This is a genomic window from Bacillus sp. FAU18, assembly GCF_056033885.1.
Genome location: NZ_JBVYHZ010000004.1, coordinates 1,199,200 through 1,217,163, shown reverse-complemented (window position 1 = coordinate 1,217,163; position 17,964 = coordinate 1,199,200). Strand labels below are relative to the sequence as shown.

The window sequence follows — 17,964 nt, the reverse complement described above, 5'->3', positions numbered from 1 at the left end:
GATTAATATGACACTAGGTACAAAACTATCCGTAGATCAGGAGTATCTCAAAAGCTTTTCCGAAAAGCACCAAGAACCTGCCTGGCTGAAGAACCTGCGCTTACAGGCTCTTGAACAAGCTGAGGATCTGCCGATGCCGAAACCTGACAAAACAAAAATCACAAACTGGAACTTCACGAATTTCGCGAAGCATACAGTGGATAACGAACCGCTTTCTTCATTAGAAGATTTGACTGATGAAGTAAAAGCGCTGATCGACGTTGAAAACGAAGATAAAACATTATACGTACAGCGTGACCAGACGCCGGCATATCTTTCTCTTTCTCAAGAATTGAAAGACAAAGGCGTCATCTTCACTGATATTCTGACTGCTGCACGTGAGCACAGCGACTTGGTGGAGAAATACTTTATGAAGGACGGCGTGAAAGTTGACGAACATAAGTTAACTGCACTTCACGCGGCTCTTGTTAACGGAGGAGCATTCCTTTATGTTCCGAAAAATGTTCAGGTGGAGACGCCGGTTCAGGCTGTTTATGTCCACGAAAGCAATGATACAGCTCTATTCAACCACGTGCTGATTGTGGCTGAAGACCACAGCTCTGTAACATATGTAGAAAACTACATCAGCACTGTAAACCCGAAAGACGCTGTCTTCAATATTATCAGTGAGGTCATCACAGGTGATAATGCCAGCGTGACATACGGTGCGGTGGATAATCTGTCAAGCGGTGTGACAACTTATGTGAACCGCCGCGGTGCTGCGCGCGGACGCGACAGCAAAATCGAGTGGGCTCTTGGCCTGATGAACGACGGCGACACGATTTCCGAAAATACAACAAACCTTTACGGTGACGGCACATACGGCGATACGAAAACAGTTGTTGTCGGAAGAGGAGAGCAAACAGAAAACTTCACAACACAAATCATCCATTTCGGTAAAGCTTCTGAAGGCTATATCTTGAAGCACGGTGTGATGAAGGATTCCGCTTCTTCTATCTTTAACGGAATCGGCAAAATCGAACATGGCGCTTCTAAAGCGAATGCGGAGCAAGAATCACGCGTGCTGATGCTTAGCGAAAAAGCACGCGGAGACGCAAATCCTATTCTTTTAATTGACGAAGACGATGTAACTGCAGGACATGCGGCATCTGTCGGCCGTGTGGACCCTATTCAGCTTTACTACCTGATGAGCCGCGGAATTCCGAAAGAAGAAGCAGAACGCTTAGTCATTTACGGATTCCTTGCACCGGTAGTAAATGAACTTCCGATTGAAGGCGTTAAGAAACAATTAGTTTCTGTTATCGAAAGGAAAGTGAAGTAATGAATATCACAGATATTCGTGAACAGTTCCCGATCCTTCATCAGCAAGTGAACGGACATGATCTCGTTTATCTCGACAGCGCGGCGACTTCCCAGAAGCCGCGTGCTGTCATTGAAACACTGGATAAGTATTATAACCAATACAATTCCAATGTTCACCGGGGCGTCCATACACTTGGAACCAGAGCGACAGATGGTTATGAAGGAGCGCGTGAAAAAGTCCGCAAGTTTATTAACGCGAAGTCAATGGCTGAGATTATTTTCACAAAAGGCACGACCACATCACTGAATATGGTGGCGTTAAGCTATGCACGCGCCAACCTGGAACCTGGTGATGAAGTGGTCATCACCTACATGGAGCATCATGCGAATATCATTCCGTGGCAGCAGGCTGTAAAAGCAACTGGCGCCACATTAAAATATATTCCGCTGCAGGAAGACGGAACGATTTCTTTAGAAGACGTCAGAGAAACGGTCACAAGCAACACAAAAATTGTTGCGGTGTCTCATGTATCTAATGTCCTCGGCACGGTCAACCCGATTAAAGAAATGGCGAAAATCGCTCATGACAATGGGGCTGTCATTGTGGTGGACGGTGCACAAAGCACGCCTCACATGAAAATTGACGTGCAGGATCTCGATTGCGACTTCTTTGCGCTTTCTTCCCATAAAATGTGCGGACCTACCGGTGTTGGTGTGCTGTACGGAAAGAAAGCCCTGCTGGAAAACATGGAGCCTGCCGAATTCGGCGGTGAAATGATCGACTTTGTCGGGCTTTATGAATCAACTTGGAAAGAGCTTCCGTGGAAATTCGAAGCGGGTACGCCTATCATTGCAGGAGCAATCGGTCTCGGTGCCGCCATTGATTTTCTCGAAGAAATCGGTCTTGATGAGATTTCCCGCCATGAGCACAAGCTTGCAGCTTATGCGCTTGAACGCTTCCGCCAGCTTGACGGCGTAACGGTTTACGGACCGGAAGAGCGTGCCGGGCTTGTCACATTCAACCTTGATGATGTTCATCCGCACGATGTGGCGACTGTGCTTGATGCGGAGGGAATTGCAGTCAGAGCCGGCCACCATTGCGCGCAGCCGCTGATGAAATGGCTGGATGTAACTGCTACTGCAAGAGCAAGCTTTTATCTGTATAATACAGAGGAAGAGATTGATAAGCTTGTGGAAGCTCTTCAAAAGACAAAGGAGTATTTTACAAATGTCTTTTAATGCAAACTTAGATACATTGTACAGACAGGTGATTATGGATCATTACAAAAACCCGCGAAATAAAGGGGTTTTGAATGACAGCATCGTCGTGGATATGAACAATCCGACATGCGGCGACCGCATCAGACTGACAATGAAGCTTGACGGAGACATCGTGGAAGATGCGAAGTTTGAAGGGGAAGGCTGTTCCATTTCAATGGCATCCGCTTCGATGATGACTCAGGCGATTAAAGGGAAAGATATTGAAACTGCCCTTTCCATGTCTAAGATTTTCTCGGATATGATGCAAGGGAAAGAGTATGATGATTCTATAGATCTTGGGGATATTGAAGCCCTTCAAGGCGTTTCAAAATTCCCGGCCCGTATCAAATGTGCAACCCTGTCATGGAAAGCACTTGAAAAAGGAGTCGCGAAAGAAGAAGGCGGCAATTAAAAGGATTGGAGTGAAAATGGATGGCTAAAAAAATGCCTGATATTGGTGAATACAAGTATGGTTTTCACGACAAGGACGTTTCCATTTTCCGTTCAGAGCGCGGATTGACAAAAGAAATCGTAGAAGAAATTTCTCGCATGAAAGAAGAGCCTCAATGGATGCTTGACTTCCGCTTGAAATCACTTGAGCATTTCTACAACATGCCGATGCCTCAATGGGGCGGAGATTTAAACTCACTGAACTTTGACGAAATTACGTACTACGTAAAACCGTCTGAGCGTTCAGAGCGTTCTTGGGATGAAGTTCCTGAAGAAATTAAACAAACATTCGACAAGCTCGGTATTCCTGAAGCTGAACAAAAATACCTTGCGGGTGTTTCTGCTCAGTACGAATCTGAGGTTGTATACCACAACATGAAAGAAGATCTTGAAGCGCAAGGTATTGTCTTTAAAGACACTGACAGCGCGCTGAAAGAGAATGAAGATATTTTCCGTGAGCACTGGGCAAAAGTAATCCCGCCGACTGATAACAAGTTTGCGGCGCTTAACTCAGCTGTTTGGTCGGGCGGATCTTTCATCTACGTGCCTAAAGGCGTGAAGGTTGAAACACCGCTTCAAGCTTACTTCCGTATCAACTCTGAGAACATGGGTCAGTTCGAACGTACACTGATCATTGTTGACGAAGAAGCAAGCGTTCATTATGTTGAAGGCTGTACTGCGCCTGTTTACACAACAAACTCACTTCACAGTGCGGTCGTTGAGATCATCGTGAAAAAAGGCGGCTACTGCCGTTATACAACGATCCAAAACTGGGCGAACAACGTTTACAACCTTGTAACAAAGCGTACAGTCTGTGAAGAAAACGCAACAATGGAATGGATCGACGGCAACATCGGTTCTAAGCTGACAATGAAATATCCGGCTTGTATCCTAAAAGGCGAAGGCGCGCGCGGTATGACGCTTTCTATCGCTCTTGCGGGTAAAGGCCAGCATCAGGATGCAGGTGCGAAAATGATTCACCTTGCACCAAACACATCATCTACAATCGTATCAAAATCGATTTCAAAACAGGGCGGAAAAGTAACGTACCGCGGAATCGTCCACTTCGGACGCAAAGCGGAAGGCGCTCGCTCTAACATCGAGTGCGATACGCTCATTATGGATAACAAATCAACTTCAGACACAATTCCTTACAATGAAATCTTAAATGATAACATTTCATTGGAGCACGAAGCGAAAGTTTCCAAAGTATCTGAAGAGCAGCTCTTCTACTTGATGAGCCGCGGTATTTCTGAAGAAGAAGCAACTGAAATGATCGTAATGGGCTTTATCGAGCCATTCACAAAAGAGCTTCCAATGGAATACGCAGTTGAAATGAACCGTTTGATTAAGTTCGAAATGGAAGGTTCTATTGGATAACTAACGATTAACCCTTGTTTATCAAGGGTTTTTCTTATTTTTGATACGTGCCAAGTTTCTGTCAAGCTTTTATTATCTTGATATGTAAGATGCGAATTTTGCAAGTTCATCCTGTTCGATTTTTTCCATTATATGATGGTTTCACTTGTTGTTTTTATGCCCCAATCTTTTCGATACATAAATCAGGGAAGGGATGCACCTCATTCAAGCACAAGACAGTGTGTGGCCCCTATATTCGACCCCCGAAGCTTTATGTTAGTTCTGTTCTTATACAGCTATTTAATTTAGCTGCTCTTTATATTGAATTAACGGGGCAGGATAGTTGAAGAAGAAAGGTTCGTAACATAAACTAAATATGTACATAAATATGGAAGGATTGCTAGAAAAGAAACTTATATCTGGTTCAATAATTAAGAGATAAGGAAACATTTTCTGGAAGGAATGAAAGGGAATTATTATGAGTGAAACAATGCAGCGGATTAATCAATTTAGAGATGAGCGCAACTGGCGGCAATTTCATAATGAAAAAGATCTGGCCATTTCCATCTCTTTAGAAGCCAATGAATTATTGGAATTATTTCAATGGAAAACACCAGAGGAATCCAAGGGAAATCTTGAACGACTTAAAGAAGAACTGGCAGATGTGCTGATTTACTCTTATATGATGGCTGATAATCTAGGATTTGATATTGATGAAATCATAGCCGAAAAATTAAATAAAAATGCCCGGAAATATCCAGTTCCCAAAAGCTTTGGTCAAAAAAAGAAATATAATGAACTGGATGAGATGGATTAAGCAATGGCTAAGTACAAATGTATAACATTGAAAGTGAAAAATGGAGAATTGGATGGTTTCGATAGACTTCGTCAGCCTGAACAAAATATCCTTAAAAATGGCAATGTCGTTTATATCTATAAAGGGTCGAAGTCGAAAAAGATTTACATTGGACAAACGAAACAATTTACTTTGCGGAATAAGCAACACTACAATGGTGAAGATGAAAGATTTAATAATGCAGATTTCGACCAAGTGATTATTCTTTGTTCAGTTTATTTAGATGGTGGTACAGCTTTATATGATGTCGAAAGCCAGCTAATCACATACTTTAAGGCAGAGAATTCAAACTCTAGAAAGCAACTGGTTCATTATGACAATGATGACATTACTAATGGAAATAAGGGTATCAGCGTCAATGCCTATCGAGACCAAGAAAAGGTTGCTTCAGAAGTTGTTTTGCCTTTTTGGGAAAACGAGCTATACCCTAATGGATGGGTAAGCACACCGACTTTAAAGAAGTTGCGCAATGAAGCACTGGTCAAATATAGCCCAATCAAAGTAATAACAGAACAGCAAATGGACATTCTAGATGAGATTGAATCAAATCCTGATATAAGCTTTGTGATTAATGGTGATGCAGGTACTGGCAAAACCGTGCTACTGACTCATTTGGTCGCTAAGCTGTTGAATGATAAACCTAATCATAGAATAGCAGTCGTTTTGCAGCCTAACTGGATTAAAACGGCAAAGCAAATCTTTAGAGTATATGGAATGAACAACAATAACCTTACACTTGCTACTTCGACAAAGTTGATTAATGACGATGAAAATTATGATATTGTAATTGTTGACGAATCTCATAAGCTTTCCAGAAAATTTTCAAAGCAAATGGCATCTTTTAATAGTGTGTATAAAGGAAGATTTGCACAGGATGAGAACCACTTAGAGTGCTTAAAAAAATTAGGTCGTCAAATTGTGTTAATGTATGATGTATTGCAAGCTATTCGCCCTGCCAATATGACACGTGCGCAATTTAAGGAAGCAACCACAGATTTTGAAAAGAGATACTTAACAACGCAATTTAGAATTCAAGCTCCAAAAGGCAAGAACTATACATCAGAGGATTTCGTAAATGGCATAAAATATCTTTTGTATAAGGATACAGGTCTATTAGAACAAGAAGCAACGAATTTTAACCCGAATTTTAACAGAGCGGTTTTTCATGATGATGATGCAGATGCTTATTTTGGATATTTTGAAACAGAACCTTTAAAGAATTTGATTGATTGGGTAGAAGAAGACAGAAATTTCAATCCTGAACACATAAACCGCGTGTTAGGTGGATTAGTTGAACCTTGGAAGCAGGCTGATGGCAAAGACCATTCGATCACTCATTGGCATGAAGGGAATATCAAACGAAGATGGAATTCTACTCAAGAAAATTGGGTTTTTTCAGAGGATGCCGATGCCGAAGATCAGATTGGCTCTGTCTTCGCAGTTCAGGGAATCGATTTGAATAAAGTCGGTGTTTTAATCGGCAATGATCTGCAAGTCGACGCAAAGGGTCGGTTATTCGGTAATCCAGAGAATTTTCATAATGTAAACGGTAAGTTCTCAAAAGACGATGAAAGCCCTAAAAATGCACAAGAGTTTACCTTATTTGTGTTGAACATTTACTATATTTTGATGACTAGAGGAATTGACGGGATTCGTCTGGGATTCTGGAAGAATGAAGCATTTAAAAAGTATATGAAGGAAATATTGGAGATTAAATAAGTATCTGATACTTTGCATGTTCAAATTTTTTACAACTATTAACTAGTATTCTCAGGACTTATCTTTTTAGGATTGGCTGGGTTATTTGAGCCAAGTCACAATAGCTGTCTTCGACGATACATGCGGGTAACCTTATTCACATTGTATAGGAGTAATCAATGCATGAAATAACCATATTTCTAAACGATTTATTGGTGAATTCTAATCAAAAATTATAACTGTATTATTTACGATTAATTAAAGTTCATTCGGTTAATTCCTTCATAAAAAAGGACGTGACTGGTTTTCAGTCGCGTCCTTTTTGTATGCAGAAGAAAAACCGCTGGCCACAGGGCCCGCGGTTTTTTACTCTTCTTCTGTCTCCTGATTGATAATTTGCTTTACAGATGATCTGCTGTTATTTTCTCTGTTCATCTCTCGCAATTGAGTATAAGCCATATCGAATTCCTCTTTTGTCATCTGCTTTGCGGCTAATGCAGAGCATAATATAGCAAAAGCAATTGGCATTGTATCAATGTGAATGTCGATATGGACCTCTGAGTTGCCGCTGTTTTTGATAACAGATTCAGTAGTGGGTATCTCTTGAGTATGTCTGTTGAGAGGAATGATGTTTTCGTTCATTAGTCTTCTCCGTCTTGTGACTGCGCCTGTGCCTGATCCTGATCTGTATTCACGTTGACCACGACTTTTGCATTACCGCTGTTTTGGACTTTTGCGACTGCCGCATCGCGTCTGTTTTCTTCATTTTCATGACGATTTTCGCTCATGGTATCATCCTTTCTCTATTGATAGTGACAGGATATTCGATAGGAGAGTAAAGAGATTGGACGAACTTCGCGGTTTTTCCACATTAGGGCAAAAGGTCGAAGGAAAGCATTTGATTTGGTAAAATGAATAGACATTATAATAGAAAAGGTGTTTGCATATGAAATCGTACATCATCGTCGGCGCAGGGATTCTGGGCGCGTCGACGGCTTATCATCTCGCAAAATCAGGCGCTCGCGTTACTGTCATTGATCGGAAAGAGCCGGGACAAGCCACTGATGCGGCGGCGGGGATCGTCTGTCCTTGGCTCTCGCAACGCCGTAATCAGGATTGGTACCAGCTTGCTAAGGGGGGAGCACGGTACTATAAGGATTTAATCCATCAATTGGAAAAAGACGGTGAAACGGATACAGGATACAAACGTGTCGGTGCCATCAGCATTCATACTGATGCGTCTAAACTCGATAAAATGGAGGAAAGGGCATATAAGAGACGGGAGGATGCGCCGGAAATCGGCGACATTACCCGCTTGTCTGCAAGTGAAACGAAAAAGCTGTTTCCGATTTTAGCTGACGGCTATGAATCGGTTCACATCAGCGGTGCCGCCCGTGTGAACGGAAGAGCACTGTGCCGGTCGCTTTTAAGCGCTGCAGAGAAACGCGGCGCAACAGTCATCAAAGGAAATGCGTCTTTGCTTTTTGAAAACGGAACAGTCACCGGCGTGCAAACTGATGCAAAGCAGTTTGCGGCTGACGCGGTCATTGTGACGGCGGGAGCATGGGCCAATGAGATATTGAAGTCTCTTGGCATTCATTTTCAAGTGTCATTTCAAAAAGCGCAGATTATGCATTTTGAAATGACAGATGCAGATACAGGATCGTGGCCGGTTGTAATGCCGCCGAGTGATCAGTACATTCTTTCGTTTGATAACGGCAGAATTGTAGCCGGCGCCACACACGAAAACGATGCCGGTCTTGATGATCTTCGTGTGACAGCCGGAGGCCAGCACGAAGTATTGAGTAAAGCGTTAGCCGTTGCACCGGGTCTTGCTGATGCGGCTGCTGTTGAAACAAGAGTGGGCTTCAGGCCGTTTACACCGGGATTTCTGCCGGTCGTAGGGGCCGTGCCGAATGTTCAAGGCCTGTACGCTGCAAACGGTTTGGGTGCTTCTGGACTGACGATGGGGCCGTTCTTGGGTGCAGAGCTCGCAAAGCTAGTTCTCGGAAAGCAGACAGAATTAGACCTTAGTCCTTATAATCCAGCCGGAGCACTTGCATAATAAGTAAGAGCATAACAAACAAATATAATAAAGCTGTTCTAGCTTTTCTTTTCTGTATGTGTTAGCATTTATCTTTAATGAAAAAGAGGACGTGAACTGATTTTGATAAAAATTGATATACCCGCACCGAATGTTACCATCACTGAACGACAGCAGTCAGCTAATGATAACGAGCCGAAGATAAAACCGATTCACGGATTCATCGACTTTCACCAGATCCCAAGGGACAAAGGCGGCATTTTTATGTTTTACAACATTCATGACGAGCTGCTGTTTGTCGGTAAAGCTAGAAAGTTAAGACAGAGAATTAAGAAGCATTTCGAAGACACTGTTTCACCGATCAAACATCACAGAGATGAAGTATATAAAATTGAGGTATGTGTAGTTGATGATCCAATGGAAAGAGAGATTTACGAAACATATATCATCAATACACAGCAATCGAAGTACAATATAGACAAGGTATTTTTTAAATAAGACGTCAGTCTGCGGATTGAACAGCGAAGCCAGAGCTTAAGTCAAGTTCTGGCTTTTGATTTGGGCATTTTTTCGCTTATAGACCCTTTGTCTATCATTCGAATAAATTATTGAGAAATTTCAGAAAATAATGTTGACAATCCTACCCGCGGACTTTAATATAACAATATATAATGTTATATAACGTTATATAATAAAAACGGGGAGTGAAGGATTTGAGTCAGGCCACAGCAAAAGTAAATCGTGAGGTTCAAGCTTTCTTGCAGGATTTGAAAGGGAAAACCATTGATCATGTATTCTTTGTCGCATGCGGAGGGTCTTCTGCCATTATGTATCCGAGTAAGTATGTGTTTGACAGAGAGTCAAAATCAATAAACTCCGACCTCTACAGCGCCAACGAATTTATTCAGCGCAATCCTGTTCAGCTTGGTGAAAAGTCTCTTGTTATTTTGTGCTCGCATTCGGGAAATACCCCGGAGACAGTCAAAGCTGCTGCGTTTGCAAGGGGAAAGGGCGCACTTACGATTGCGATGACGTTTAAACCGGAGTCTCCTTTAGCGCAGGAAGCGCAATATGTTGCCCAGTACGATTGGGGTGATGAGGCGCTTGCGATCAATACAAACTATGGCGTTTTGTATCAAATCGTTTTTGGAACCCTGCAAGTATTAGAAAACAATACGAAATTCCAACAAGCAATTGAAGGCTTGGATCAATTGCAGGCTGTATATGAAAAAGCCCTTAAGCAGGAAGCTGACAACGCCAAGCAATTTGCAAAAGCCCATGAAAAAGAAAGCATTATTTATACCATGGCAAGCGGTGCAAACTACGGTGTCGCTTACTCCTACAGCATCTGCATTCTCATGGAAATGCAATGGATTCATTCCCACGCCATTCATGCCGGAGAATATTTTCACGGACCGTTTGAAATTATTGATGAATCCGTGCCGTTTATCATCCTGCTCGGTTTAGATGAAACAAGATCTCTTGAAGAGCGGGCGCTTACCTTCTCGAAAAAGTATGGCAAAAAGCTCACTGTGCTTGATGCTGCATCTTACGACTTCACTGCAATTGACGATTCAGTTAAAGGCTACCTTGCTCCGCTCGTTCTCAATCGTGTGCTGAGAAGCTATGCAGACGAGCTGGCAGAGGCGAGAAATCATCCTTTATCTCATAGAAGATACATGTGGAAAGTTGAGTATTGATCTGAAAATGAAGAACCATTATGCATTAGACTATAATGTTATATAACATTATAGTCTAATGTCCAGAGGAGGCCAACCCTTTGAAGAAAATGTTGTTGTTCTTGATCATTGCAGCTGTCAGTATGCTCACCATCGCAGGCTGTTCGAGCCAAAGCAGTTCAGCGGACGGAAAGGTGACATTGAAATTTTTCCACAGATGGCCAAAGGAGCCGGAAAAAAGTTATTTTGAAGAGGTTGTTAAGGAATTTGAAAAAGAACACCCAGATATCGATATTCAAATTGAAGCCGTTTTAAATGACTCCTATAAAGATAAAATTAAGGTCATGCTGGGAACCACCAGCCCTCCTGACATTTACTTCTCTTGGAGCGATGAGTTTGCTTTTAAATTTATCAGAGGCAATAAAGCACTTGATCTCTCGTCCTACTACAAAAATGACATCGATTGGTCATCACAGCTCGTTCAATCGCAAATTACACCATTTACTTATGAAAACAAGCAATATGGCGTGCCGTGGCAAATGGACGCTAAATCATTCTTCTATAATAAAGACATTTTCCAAAAGCTGAATCTTGATCCCCCGAAGACGTGGGATGAATTAATCGATGTGTCAAAAAAGCTGAAAGAACATGGCTACACACCGATCAGCTTCGGAACAAAGGCGACTTGGACAATCTCGCACTATATCGGCACGCTTAATCAGCGGATGGTCGATGAAAAAACACGGGAAAAGGACTATAACGCCAAAACGGGTGAATTTACTGATGAAGGCTATGTAAAAGCACTTGAAAAGCTTCAAGAGCTGATGCCTTACTTTAATAAACATGTAAACTCCGTCGACCACGAATATGTGAGACAGCAATTTAAGAGCGGAAAGTCGGCGATGATATATGCGGAAACAGCGGAAATCAAGCTGGTTGAACCGGTTAATCTGGGGATGTTCCCATTCCCTGAAATCAGCGGACAAAAAGGATCTTCAGAAGCGTTAACGGGAGCGCCGGAAGGATTCATGATTTCCTCAAGAACAAAACATCCGAAGGAAGCGATGGAATTTTTGCAGTTCTTGACGTCGAAAAAAATGGGCGAAAAGCTCGTGAAAGATGTCGGGAAATACAGTGCAGTGCAAGGTACGGCTACTGAAGAAAATGCAACAGCTATTCAGCGTGAAGCCGTTCAGCATATCGTTGATGCCAAATCAATGGTTCCATGGTTTGATATGGATGTCGATGTTGAAGTCGCAGATGCGTACCTAACGGGCGTCCAGCAAATGCTTGGCGGCGACATGACACCGCAGCAGGTGATGAAAGCCGTTCAAAAGGCAGCGAAGCAGGTGAGGGCGTCAGCTGAATAAATCAAAGAAAAGGTGAATCTTCGCACCTTTTCTTTTTATAAAGGAGATGAGATACCCTTGGTCAATCAGAATAAAATAATCCCCTATTTGTTTTTGGTGCCCGCTCTCGTTTTTTTACTTTTCGTTTATATCCCGATTTTTGAGAATGTATTCCTCAGCCTGTTTCAGTGGAGCTCATTTTCTCCGGAAAAAACGTTTATCGGCTTAAAAAACTATGTTGAATTATTTCATGATCCTGTCTTCTATCAGGCACTTACCAATAATGTGCTTTATGCAGTGATCTCAATTGTATGCCAGGTATTTGGCGGTTTGATTTTGGCGGCGGTGCTTGAGGATAAGCTGGTCAGAAAATGGTCGCCGTTTTTTCGTACCGTTTTCTTTTTGCCAGTTGTCATCTCAATGACGGTGATCGCGCTTTTGTTTGATTTTATTTACAATCCGGAGACAGGGCTTTTGAATCAGCTGCTTCAGGCAATCGGTCTTGATCAGCTGACGAGGGCCTGGCTCGGGGATGACAGCACAGCTATGCTTTCTGTCATTTTTGTGTCCCAGTGGCAATCTGTCGGTTATATTGCGATGCTGTACATCGTGTCGATTCAAAAAATACCGGATGAACTGTATGAAGCGGCCCGGCTTGACGGCGCTGGTAAAATTCAGCAGTTTTTTCATATTACTGTTCCCCAGACGAAAGAGATGTCTTTTGTTGCGGTGGTCATGACGCTGACCGGGGCCTTTACAGTATTTAATGAGCCGTACATTTTGACAGGCGGCGGGCCGGGAAACGCGTCAGAAGTCTTGAGCACGTTTTTATATAAAAGCGCCTTTACAAAGGATATGATGGGCTACGCCTCAGCGATTGCCACTGTCGTGTTAATCATTACGCTTGCATTATCGCTCATGCAAATGAAGTTCTTTAAAACCGGAAAGGAGGAGTAACTGATGCTGCCTCAGAAGAAGACAGATTCGTTCAGATTGGAGCCTGTACCTGACCAGCACATTGAGGTGAAAAGAAAGCCTAGACGAAAATGGTATATCGGAGAAACGTCTGTGTGGGTTTTTCTGTTTCTTTATCTGATTGCGATTGCCTATCCGCTTCTCTGGATGGTGATGAGCGCCTTTAAAAACTCTGACGATATTTTTGAGCACAGCTGGTCGCTGCCGTCTTCGTGGCATCCGGAAAATTTTGTTTCCGCCTGGAACCAGGGGATTTCTTCTTATTTTATGAACAGTGTCATCGTTACGGCGCTGACGTGTGTGATCACTGTCTTTATCAGTGCATGGGCAGCGTATGGCCTTTCCCGGTTTGAGTTTAAAGGAAAAGGATTCTTTTTGGTGCTATGTCTTGGCGGATTGATGCTGACGCCGCAGGTCAGTCTTGTGCCGCTTTATTCTATTATTCAGTCGCTTGGCCTGTACAATACGTATTGGGCGTTAATCCTGCCGTATGCGGCTTATCGGATCCCATTCACCATCATTTTGATCCGCTCTTATTTTCTTTCTATCTCCAAAGAATTGGAGGAGGCGGCCTATTTGGATGGGTGTACAAGTTTTGGATTATTTTTCAGAATTTTCTTACCAATGAGCGTGCCGATTTTGGTGACATCCGGCATTTTGACGGCTTACCATACATGGAATGAGTTTATGTTTGCGATTATTTTCATAGATGATGAGAATTTGCGGACCATTCCAGCCGGGCTGATGCAGTTCAGAGACGCGCTGCAGACAGACTGGGGCGTCCTGCTGGCGGGGTTAACGATTTCAGCCGCGCCGATTATTATTCTATTTTTATTGATGCAGAAATATTTTGTCCGCGGGATTGCAAGCGGCAGTGTAAAAGGATAAAGGAGGAAGCGCTATGAAATTGATTGCGGTTGGAGATAATGTTGTAGATTACTACCAGGATCAAGAAACATTTTACCCGGGAGGAAATGCCTTAAACGTTGCTGTGCTTGCCAAGCGGCTCGGGCATGAGTCTTCCTATATCGGAATCGTCGGCAATGACGAAGCCGCGGCGCATCTGTTGAACGTTCTCAAGCTGGAGCAGGTTAATGCAGATTATATTCGCCAGGCGCACGGAGAAAACGGGATGGCGATTGTCACCCTTGATGAACAGGGGGACCGCATTTTTGTCAGATCAAATAAAGGCGGCATTCAGTCTCGGCTTCGCCTCGCGTTTCAGGAGAAAGATGTATCTTTTATCAGCGGGCATGATCTGCTGCATACGAGCGTGTACAGCAGGCTTGAGAACGATCTTCCGCAGCTGTGCGGGCTTGTCCCTGTCTCATTTGATTTTTCAACCAATCGGGAGGATGATTATTTGAGGAGGGTCTGTCCTTATGTGACGTATGCGTTTTTTTCAGGAAGCGATTTGAGTGAGTCGGAATGCGGTGAGCTTGCCAAAACAGCTCATGGGTACGGAGCCAAAATGGTTTGTATGACCCGAGGGGGCCAAGGAGCAATCCTGTCTGCGGGTGAGCGAGTCTATCATCAGCCGATTGTGGAAACTGATATAATAGATACACTTGGAGCGGGAGATTCTTTTATAGCAGGCTTTTTGACTGCCTTTTGCGTGAAGCAGGATATAACGTACGCTTTGCGCCAAGCCGCCGAAACGGCTGCGAAAACATGCGGTGTGTACGGTGCTTTCGGCTATGGCTATCCTTATCGCTTGGAGGACGGGGGAAGCAGTGAAAAAACGAGAATACTATAAGCAGTGTCTCGTTTTTTATGCCTGTTATGTGTAGGGGCTGTTGATGGTAAAAGTGACACGGTTTGTGTGCATCAAAAACAATGAGCAATAGATTGGCTGGTCGTTTGATGTAAAAGCCGTTTTATCAATTTCAAACAGCGCATCCCCGATATCACAATCCAGGTATTTGCTTTCCTCCTGTTGGGCATATACAACGTTTAATAGCTTCGTATTGTGCGTGGGTACAACTTTGTACTGCTGTTTCAAAATATCATGCATGGAGACGCCGTCAGCAATAAAGGTATCAATGCCGGGAAACAAATCAAGCGGATAATGCGTCACTTCAAAGGTGAGAGGCTGATCATCATTATATAAAATCCGTTTTAATTCAACGACAGGGCTCTCGGGATGGATTTGAAGCTTTTCAGCGATGGGTTTTGACGCTGGAATGATGTCATGGGACAGCACATGATGCTTCGGTTTTTTGCCGGTTGATTCCATAAATTCCGAGTAGCCGTTTACAGCGATCAGCTCTCGTTTTAATTTAGGGCTTTTAACGAACGTTCCCTTTCCCTGCTGCCTGATCAGATAGCCTTCTTCGACTAAATCGAGAATGGCTTTCCTGACGGTGATGCGGCTGACGTTATACTTGGTGCAAAGCTCGTTTTCGGTAGGCAGCTTGGCGGTTGGGGAATACACGCCCTTTTTGATGTCATCAGTGATGATTTGTTTTAGCTGAATGTATAAAGGTGTAGAACTTCCGTTGTTTAACAAAGAGTAGCCTCCTTTTAACCTATTATTTATATTATAATGTATTATGACGTTATAATACAAATTTACATTTTTTATTTTAGAAATATAGCAAAAATAGGAATCGATTACTCTAAAAATAACAGAAAGACCAAGTTGTTTCCAGTGACGAAATAACGGGTCAAAAGATAGGGGGACTTTTCTGATGGCTTCATTAACATTTGAACACATCAAAAAATCATATCACTCACAATTAACCGTGAAGGACTTTGATTTAGATGTAAAGGATAAGGAGCTTTTGGTGCTGGTGGGGCCGTCAGGATGCGGAAAATCAACAACGCTGCGGATGGTGGCTGGATTAGAAAGCATTTCTGAAGGAAATCTTCTTATTGATGGGGAGCGGGTCAATGATCTTCCGCCGAAAGAACGTGATATTGCGATGGTATTCCAGAACTATGCGCTTTATCCGCATATGACGGTTTTTGATAATATGGCGTTTGGATTAAAGCTCAGAAAGATGGCGAAACAGGAAATTGCCGAGCGGGTTCATGCGGCAGCTAGAATTTTAGAAATTGAACATTTGCTGAAGAGAAAACCGAAGGCGCTCTCCGGCGGGCAGCGGCAAAGGGTGGCGCTTGGCAGGTCGATTGTGAGGGAGCCGAAGGTCTTTTTAATGGACGAGCCGCTTTCTAATCTGGATGCAAAACTAAGAGTGACGATGCGGACAGAAATCAGCAAGCTGCACCAGCGATTAGAGGCAACGATCATTTATGTCACGCATGACCAGACCGAAGCAATGACAATGGGAGATCGGATTGTCGTCATGAATGAAGGGGAAATCCAGCAAGTGGCGAAACCTCATGACATTTATCATTACCCGGCCAATTTGTTTGTCGCAGGCTTCATTGGCTCTCCTGGGATGAACTTTTTGAAAGGCATCATAGAACAGCAGCATGGCGAGCTGTTTTTCACAAATTCTTCGATCCGGCTTCATATTCCTGAAGAAAAAGCAAAGCGGCTGAAGGAAAAGGGATATGCCGGAGAACAGATGATTGCCGGTGTACGGCCGGAGCACATCACACAAATGACAGGAAATGACCAGTTGTTTGATTCAGTGTTTCAAGCGAAGGTGGAAGTGAATGAAAATTTGGGCTCGGAGCTCATAGTGCATGTCATGGCTGGGGATGAGCGGCTCAAGGTCCGTCTGGACGGAAACACGCGAATCGATGCAGGCGATTTAATCCAGCTCTCAGTGAAAATGGACCACGTCGTCTTTTTCGATGTGGAAACGGAAGAGGCTGTGTATTAGAAAAAGGTGCTCCTAAAAAGGAGCACCTTTTTCTTACGGCCAAATCTCGTCCGCCCATTCAGGGTGGTCGATAAATGGATTGCGGTTATGCTGATATTTTTCATAAATGATTTCATTTCTTTTCCGCTCGCGGTCGTCAACCGGATCCTGCTTATTCCATTCGAGCAGGACAGATTGTTTGCCATGATAAGGAGCTGAGCCGTTGCCTGTCTTATCATTAAGCTCAAGATCAGGATAGCCGTCATCACCCTCGTAACGGACAGCCATGTAAAACAGCATGCGGGCAACATCGCCTTTCACATCATCGCGGGGCTCCCATGAATCGCCGTCATAATAATTTCCGGGTGCCTTCGCATATTCAGTGCCGCCATTATCAAAATCCATATTTCCTCTGGCGCTGTTCACTTGAACATCAGCCGGGCGCAAATGATGAATATCAGTACCAGGTCCCTTGCTCGTACCAAAATCGCCATGGGATTTCGCCCAGACGTGCTCGCGGTTCCAATCGCCGACATTGCCGCCGTTCAGGTTTTTGGACCGCGATTCTTTCGTATAGAGCAGGATGACGTTATTCGGATTTCTCGGGTCTTCATCCGTTTCTTTCAGCGCGCTCCACACTTCGCTGTAGGACAACATCGTGTGTCCGCTGATAATACGGTGCAGGGTGCTTTTTAGCGAGTCTCCTGTTTTACCTTCAGCCCCTTCATAATAGGTATCTGTGTCAGCATAGGGTGCAGCGGGGGCGGCTAATGAGAGAAGGCTTCCTGTCCCTGAAGGGGAAGACGCCAATCGGTCATTAAGGCTTAATGCGGTTTGCGCGCTTGCTGAAGCTGCCGGCGCAAGCCATCCGGAAATCAGTAATACACAGACGAGCGGCAGAAACCATGCTTTTTTTGTCATCACTTGCCCTCCTTTTATCAGATCATGTCTATTATCTAAAATTGAAATAAAGGATAGAAGTGTCATTTTGTATATTTTTCATTAAAATTGTAAATTAATCCCTTTGGAGGAGACGGAAATCTCCTGTTCCCATATCTTTAGGTTCTGTTTTTTGCGAGCTGCCGGCATTTCCGTTTTCATCCGTACCGCAAACATCGCCTCTCCGGCAAGCTGAGCTTGTTCATATGAAAGGCATTTTGACCCTCTCTTTCGCTCTTGCTGGCTCTCTTCCTAACCGTGTTTTCTTTTGACCTTTACA

General features: G+C 43.5%; 18 protein-coding genes and 1 pseudogene. 14 read left to right on the top strand and 5 right to left on the bottom strand.

Annotation, left to right across the window (positions count from 1 at the left end; translation table 11 throughout):
• Positions 1-7: 7 nt before the first annotated feature.
• From sufD to AC0OMU_RS17420, 6 genes are all read left to right on the top strand, one after another.
• Positions 8-1,321 carry a Fe-S cluster assembly protein SufD gene (gene sufD, locus AC0OMU_RS17445; protein WP_014480787.1) on the top strand — a complete coding sequence of 438 codons (1,314 nt, stop codon included), beginning with the start codon at positions 8-10 and terminating at the stop codon, positions 1,319-1,321.
• Positions 1,321-2,541: a cysteine desulfurase SufS gene (gene sufS / locus AC0OMU_RS17440; RefSeq protein WP_015714668.1), complete on the top strand. Its 1,221-nt coding sequence runs from the start codon at positions 1,321-1,323 to the stop codon at positions 2,539-2,541. Before sufD ends, sufS begins: the two co-directional genes overlap by 1 nt.
• Positions 2,531-2,974, top strand: a complete 444-nt coding sequence (gene sufU / locus AC0OMU_RS17435; RefSeq protein ID WP_003222809.1) for a Fe-S cluster assembly sulfur transfer protein SufU — start codon at positions 2,531-2,533, stop codon at positions 2,972-2,974. Before sufS ends, sufU begins: the two co-directional genes overlap by 11 nt.
• A 20-nt stretch (positions 2,975-2,994) precedes the next feature.
• A complete protein-coding gene (sufB, locus tag AC0OMU_RS17430; RefSeq protein ID WP_003228608.1) occupies positions 2,995-4,392 on the top strand; it encodes a Fe-S cluster assembly protein SufB in 1,398 nt (465 codons plus the stop codon).
• Positions 4,393-4,849: 457 nt separating this feature from the next.
• Positions 4,850-5,188: a nucleotide pyrophosphohydrolase gene (locus tag AC0OMU_RS17425; RefSeq protein WP_474241375.1), complete on the top strand. Its 339-nt coding sequence runs from the start codon at positions 4,850-4,852 to the stop codon at positions 5,186-5,188.
• A gap of 3 nt (positions 5,189-5,191) precedes the next feature.
• On the top strand, positions 5,192-6,946 hold the full coding sequence (locus tag AC0OMU_RS17420) for a DNA/RNA helicase domain-containing protein (protein WP_474241374.1): 1,755 nt from the start codon (positions 5,192-5,194) through the stop codon (positions 6,944-6,946).
• 345 nt (positions 6,947-7,291) lie between these two features.
• Here the strand turns inward: AC0OMU_RS17420 and AC0OMU_RS17415 are convergent, their stop codons facing one another.
• Together AC0OMU_RS17415 and sspG are read right to left on the bottom strand one after the other, a co-directional pair.
• Positions 7,292-7,567, bottom strand: a complete 276-nt coding sequence (locus tag AC0OMU_RS17415) for a hypothetical protein (protein ID WP_003243521.1) — start codon at positions 7,565-7,567, stop codon at positions 7,292-7,294.
• Positions 7,567-7,713, bottom strand: coding sequence for an acid-soluble spore protein SspG (gene sspG, locus AC0OMU_RS17410; protein WP_015384584.1), 147 nt, complete (start codon positions 7,711-7,713; stop codon positions 7,567-7,569). Before sspG ends, AC0OMU_RS17415 begins: the two co-directional genes overlap by 1 nt.
• 158 nt (positions 7,714-7,871) lie before the next feature.
• Here sspG and AC0OMU_RS17405 point away from each other — a divergent pair, with 158 nt between their 5' ends.
• The 7 genes from AC0OMU_RS17405 to frlD all read left to right on the top strand — a co-directional run bounded on the left by AC0OMU_RS17405 (position 7,872) and on the right by frlD (position 14,728).
• Complete coding sequence (locus AC0OMU_RS17405) at positions 7,872-8,990, top strand: NAD(P)/FAD-dependent oxidoreductase (RefSeq protein WP_181220111.1); 1,119 nt, start codon at positions 7,872-7,874, stop codon at positions 8,988-8,990.
• Between the two features lie 102 nt (positions 8,991-9,092).
• On the top strand, positions 9,093-9,467 hold the full coding sequence (locus AC0OMU_RS17400; RefSeq protein WP_474241373.1) for a nucleotide excision repair endonuclease: 375 nt from the start codon (positions 9,093-9,095) through the stop codon (positions 9,465-9,467).
• Between the two features lie 215 nt (positions 9,468-9,682).
• Positions 9,683-10,669 (top strand): fructosamine deglycase FrlB, encoded by a 987-nt coding sequence (frlB, locus tag AC0OMU_RS17395; RefSeq protein ID WP_047183145.1) that lies wholly within the window; start codon positions 9,683-9,685, stop codon positions 10,667-10,669.
• 80 nt (positions 10,670-10,749) lie between these two features.
• A complete protein-coding gene (locus AC0OMU_RS17390; protein WP_474241372.1) occupies positions 10,750-12,018 on the top strand; it encodes an ABC transporter substrate-binding protein in 1,269 nt (422 codons plus the stop codon).
• 57 nt (positions 12,019-12,075) lie between these two features.
• Positions 12,076-12,954, top strand: coding sequence for a carbohydrate ABC transporter permease (locus AC0OMU_RS17385; RefSeq protein WP_014477910.1), 879 nt, complete (start codon positions 12,076-12,078; stop codon positions 12,952-12,954).
• Between the two features lie 3 nt (positions 12,955-12,957).
• Complete coding sequence (locus tag AC0OMU_RS17380) at positions 12,958-13,860, top strand: carbohydrate ABC transporter permease (RefSeq protein WP_474241371.1); 903 nt, start codon at positions 12,958-12,960, stop codon at positions 13,858-13,860.
• A gap of 13 nt (positions 13,861-13,873) precedes the next feature.
• Positions 13,874-14,728, top strand: a complete 855-nt coding sequence (frlD, locus tag AC0OMU_RS17375; RefSeq protein ID WP_015384577.1) for a fructosamine kinase FrlD — start codon at positions 13,874-13,876, stop codon at positions 14,726-14,728.
• A gap of 24 nt (positions 14,729-14,752) precedes the next feature.
• Here the strand turns inward: frlD and frlR are convergent, their stop codons facing one another.
• Positions 14,753-15,481, bottom strand: a complete 729-nt coding sequence (gene frlR, locus AC0OMU_RS17370; RefSeq protein ID WP_014480777.1) for a transcriptional regulator FrlR — start codon at positions 15,479-15,481, stop codon at positions 14,753-14,755.
• 181 nt (positions 15,482-15,662) lie between these two features.
• Between frlR and AC0OMU_RS17365 the strand changes: the two genes are divergently transcribed.
• Positions 15,663-16,766, top strand: coding sequence for an ABC transporter ATP-binding protein (locus AC0OMU_RS17365; protein WP_322839876.1), 1,104 nt, complete (start codon positions 15,663-15,665; stop codon positions 16,764-16,766).
• Positions 16,767-16,799: 33 nt separating this feature from the next.
• Here AC0OMU_RS17365 and AC0OMU_RS17360 read toward each other — a convergent pair whose 3' ends face one another.
• The gene (locus tag AC0OMU_RS17360) at positions 16,800-17,666 is read right to left on the bottom strand and encodes an endonuclease I family protein (RefSeq protein ID WP_015483662.1); all 867 of its coding nucleotides are present in this window, start codon (positions 17,664-17,666) and stop codon (positions 16,800-16,802) included.
• 81 nt (positions 17,667-17,747) lie between these two features.
• A pseudogene (locus tag AC0OMU_RS17355) lies at positions 17,748-17,868 on the bottom strand (hypothetical protein); the annotation flags it as partial.
• Positions 17,869-17,964 lie beyond the last annotated feature (96 nt).

What these genes read in the sequence shown, in the direction of transcription:
- sufD (WP_014480787.1), top strand. Translation starts at nt 8, where the DNA reads ATGACACTAGGTACAAAACTATCCGTAGATCAGGAGTATCTCAAAAGC.
- sufS (WP_015714668.1), top strand. Translation starts at nt 1,321, where the DNA reads ATGAATATCACAGATATTCGTGAACAGTTCCCGATCCTTCATCAGCAA.
- sufU (WP_003222809.1), top strand. Translation starts at nt 2,531, where the DNA reads ATGTCTTTTAATGCAAACTTAGATACATTGTACAGACAGGTGATTATG.
- sufB (WP_003228608.1), top strand. Translation starts at nt 2,995, where the DNA reads ATGGCTAAAAAAATGCCTGATATTGGTGAATACAAGTATGGTTTTCAC.
- AC0OMU_RS17425 (WP_474241375.1), top strand. Translation starts at nt 4,850, where the DNA reads ATGAGTGAAACAATGCAGCGGATTAATCAATTTAGAGATGAGCGCAAC.
- AC0OMU_RS17420 (WP_474241374.1), top strand. Translation starts at nt 5,192, where the DNA reads ATGGCTAAGTACAAATGTATAACATTGAAAGTGAAAAATGGAGAATTG.
- AC0OMU_RS17415 (WP_003243521.1), bottom strand. Translation starts at nt 7,567, where the DNA reads ATGAACGAAAACATCATTCCTCTCAACAGACATACTCAAGAGATACCC.
- sspG (WP_015384584.1), bottom strand. Translation starts at nt 7,713, where the DNA reads ATGAGCGAAAATCGTCATGAAAATGAAGAAAACAGACGCGATGCGGCA.
- AC0OMU_RS17405 (WP_181220111.1), top strand. Translation starts at nt 7,872, where the DNA reads ATGAAATCGTACATCATCGTCGGCGCAGGGATTCTGGGCGCGTCGACG.
- AC0OMU_RS17380 (WP_474241371.1), top strand. Translation starts at nt 12,958, where the DNA reads ATGCTGCCTCAGAAGAAGACAGATTCGTTCAGATTGGAGCCTGTACCT.
- frlD (WP_015384577.1), top strand. Translation starts at nt 13,874, where the DNA reads ATGAAATTGATTGCGGTTGGAGATAATGTTGTAGATTACTACCAGGAT.
- AC0OMU_RS17365 (WP_322839876.1), top strand. Translation starts at nt 15,663, where the DNA reads ATGGCTTCATTAACATTTGAACACATCAAAAAATCATATCACTCACAA.
- AC0OMU_RS17360 (WP_015483662.1), bottom strand. Translation starts at nt 17,666, where the DNA reads ATGACAAAAAAAGCATGGTTTCTGCCGCTCGTCTGTGTATTACTGATT.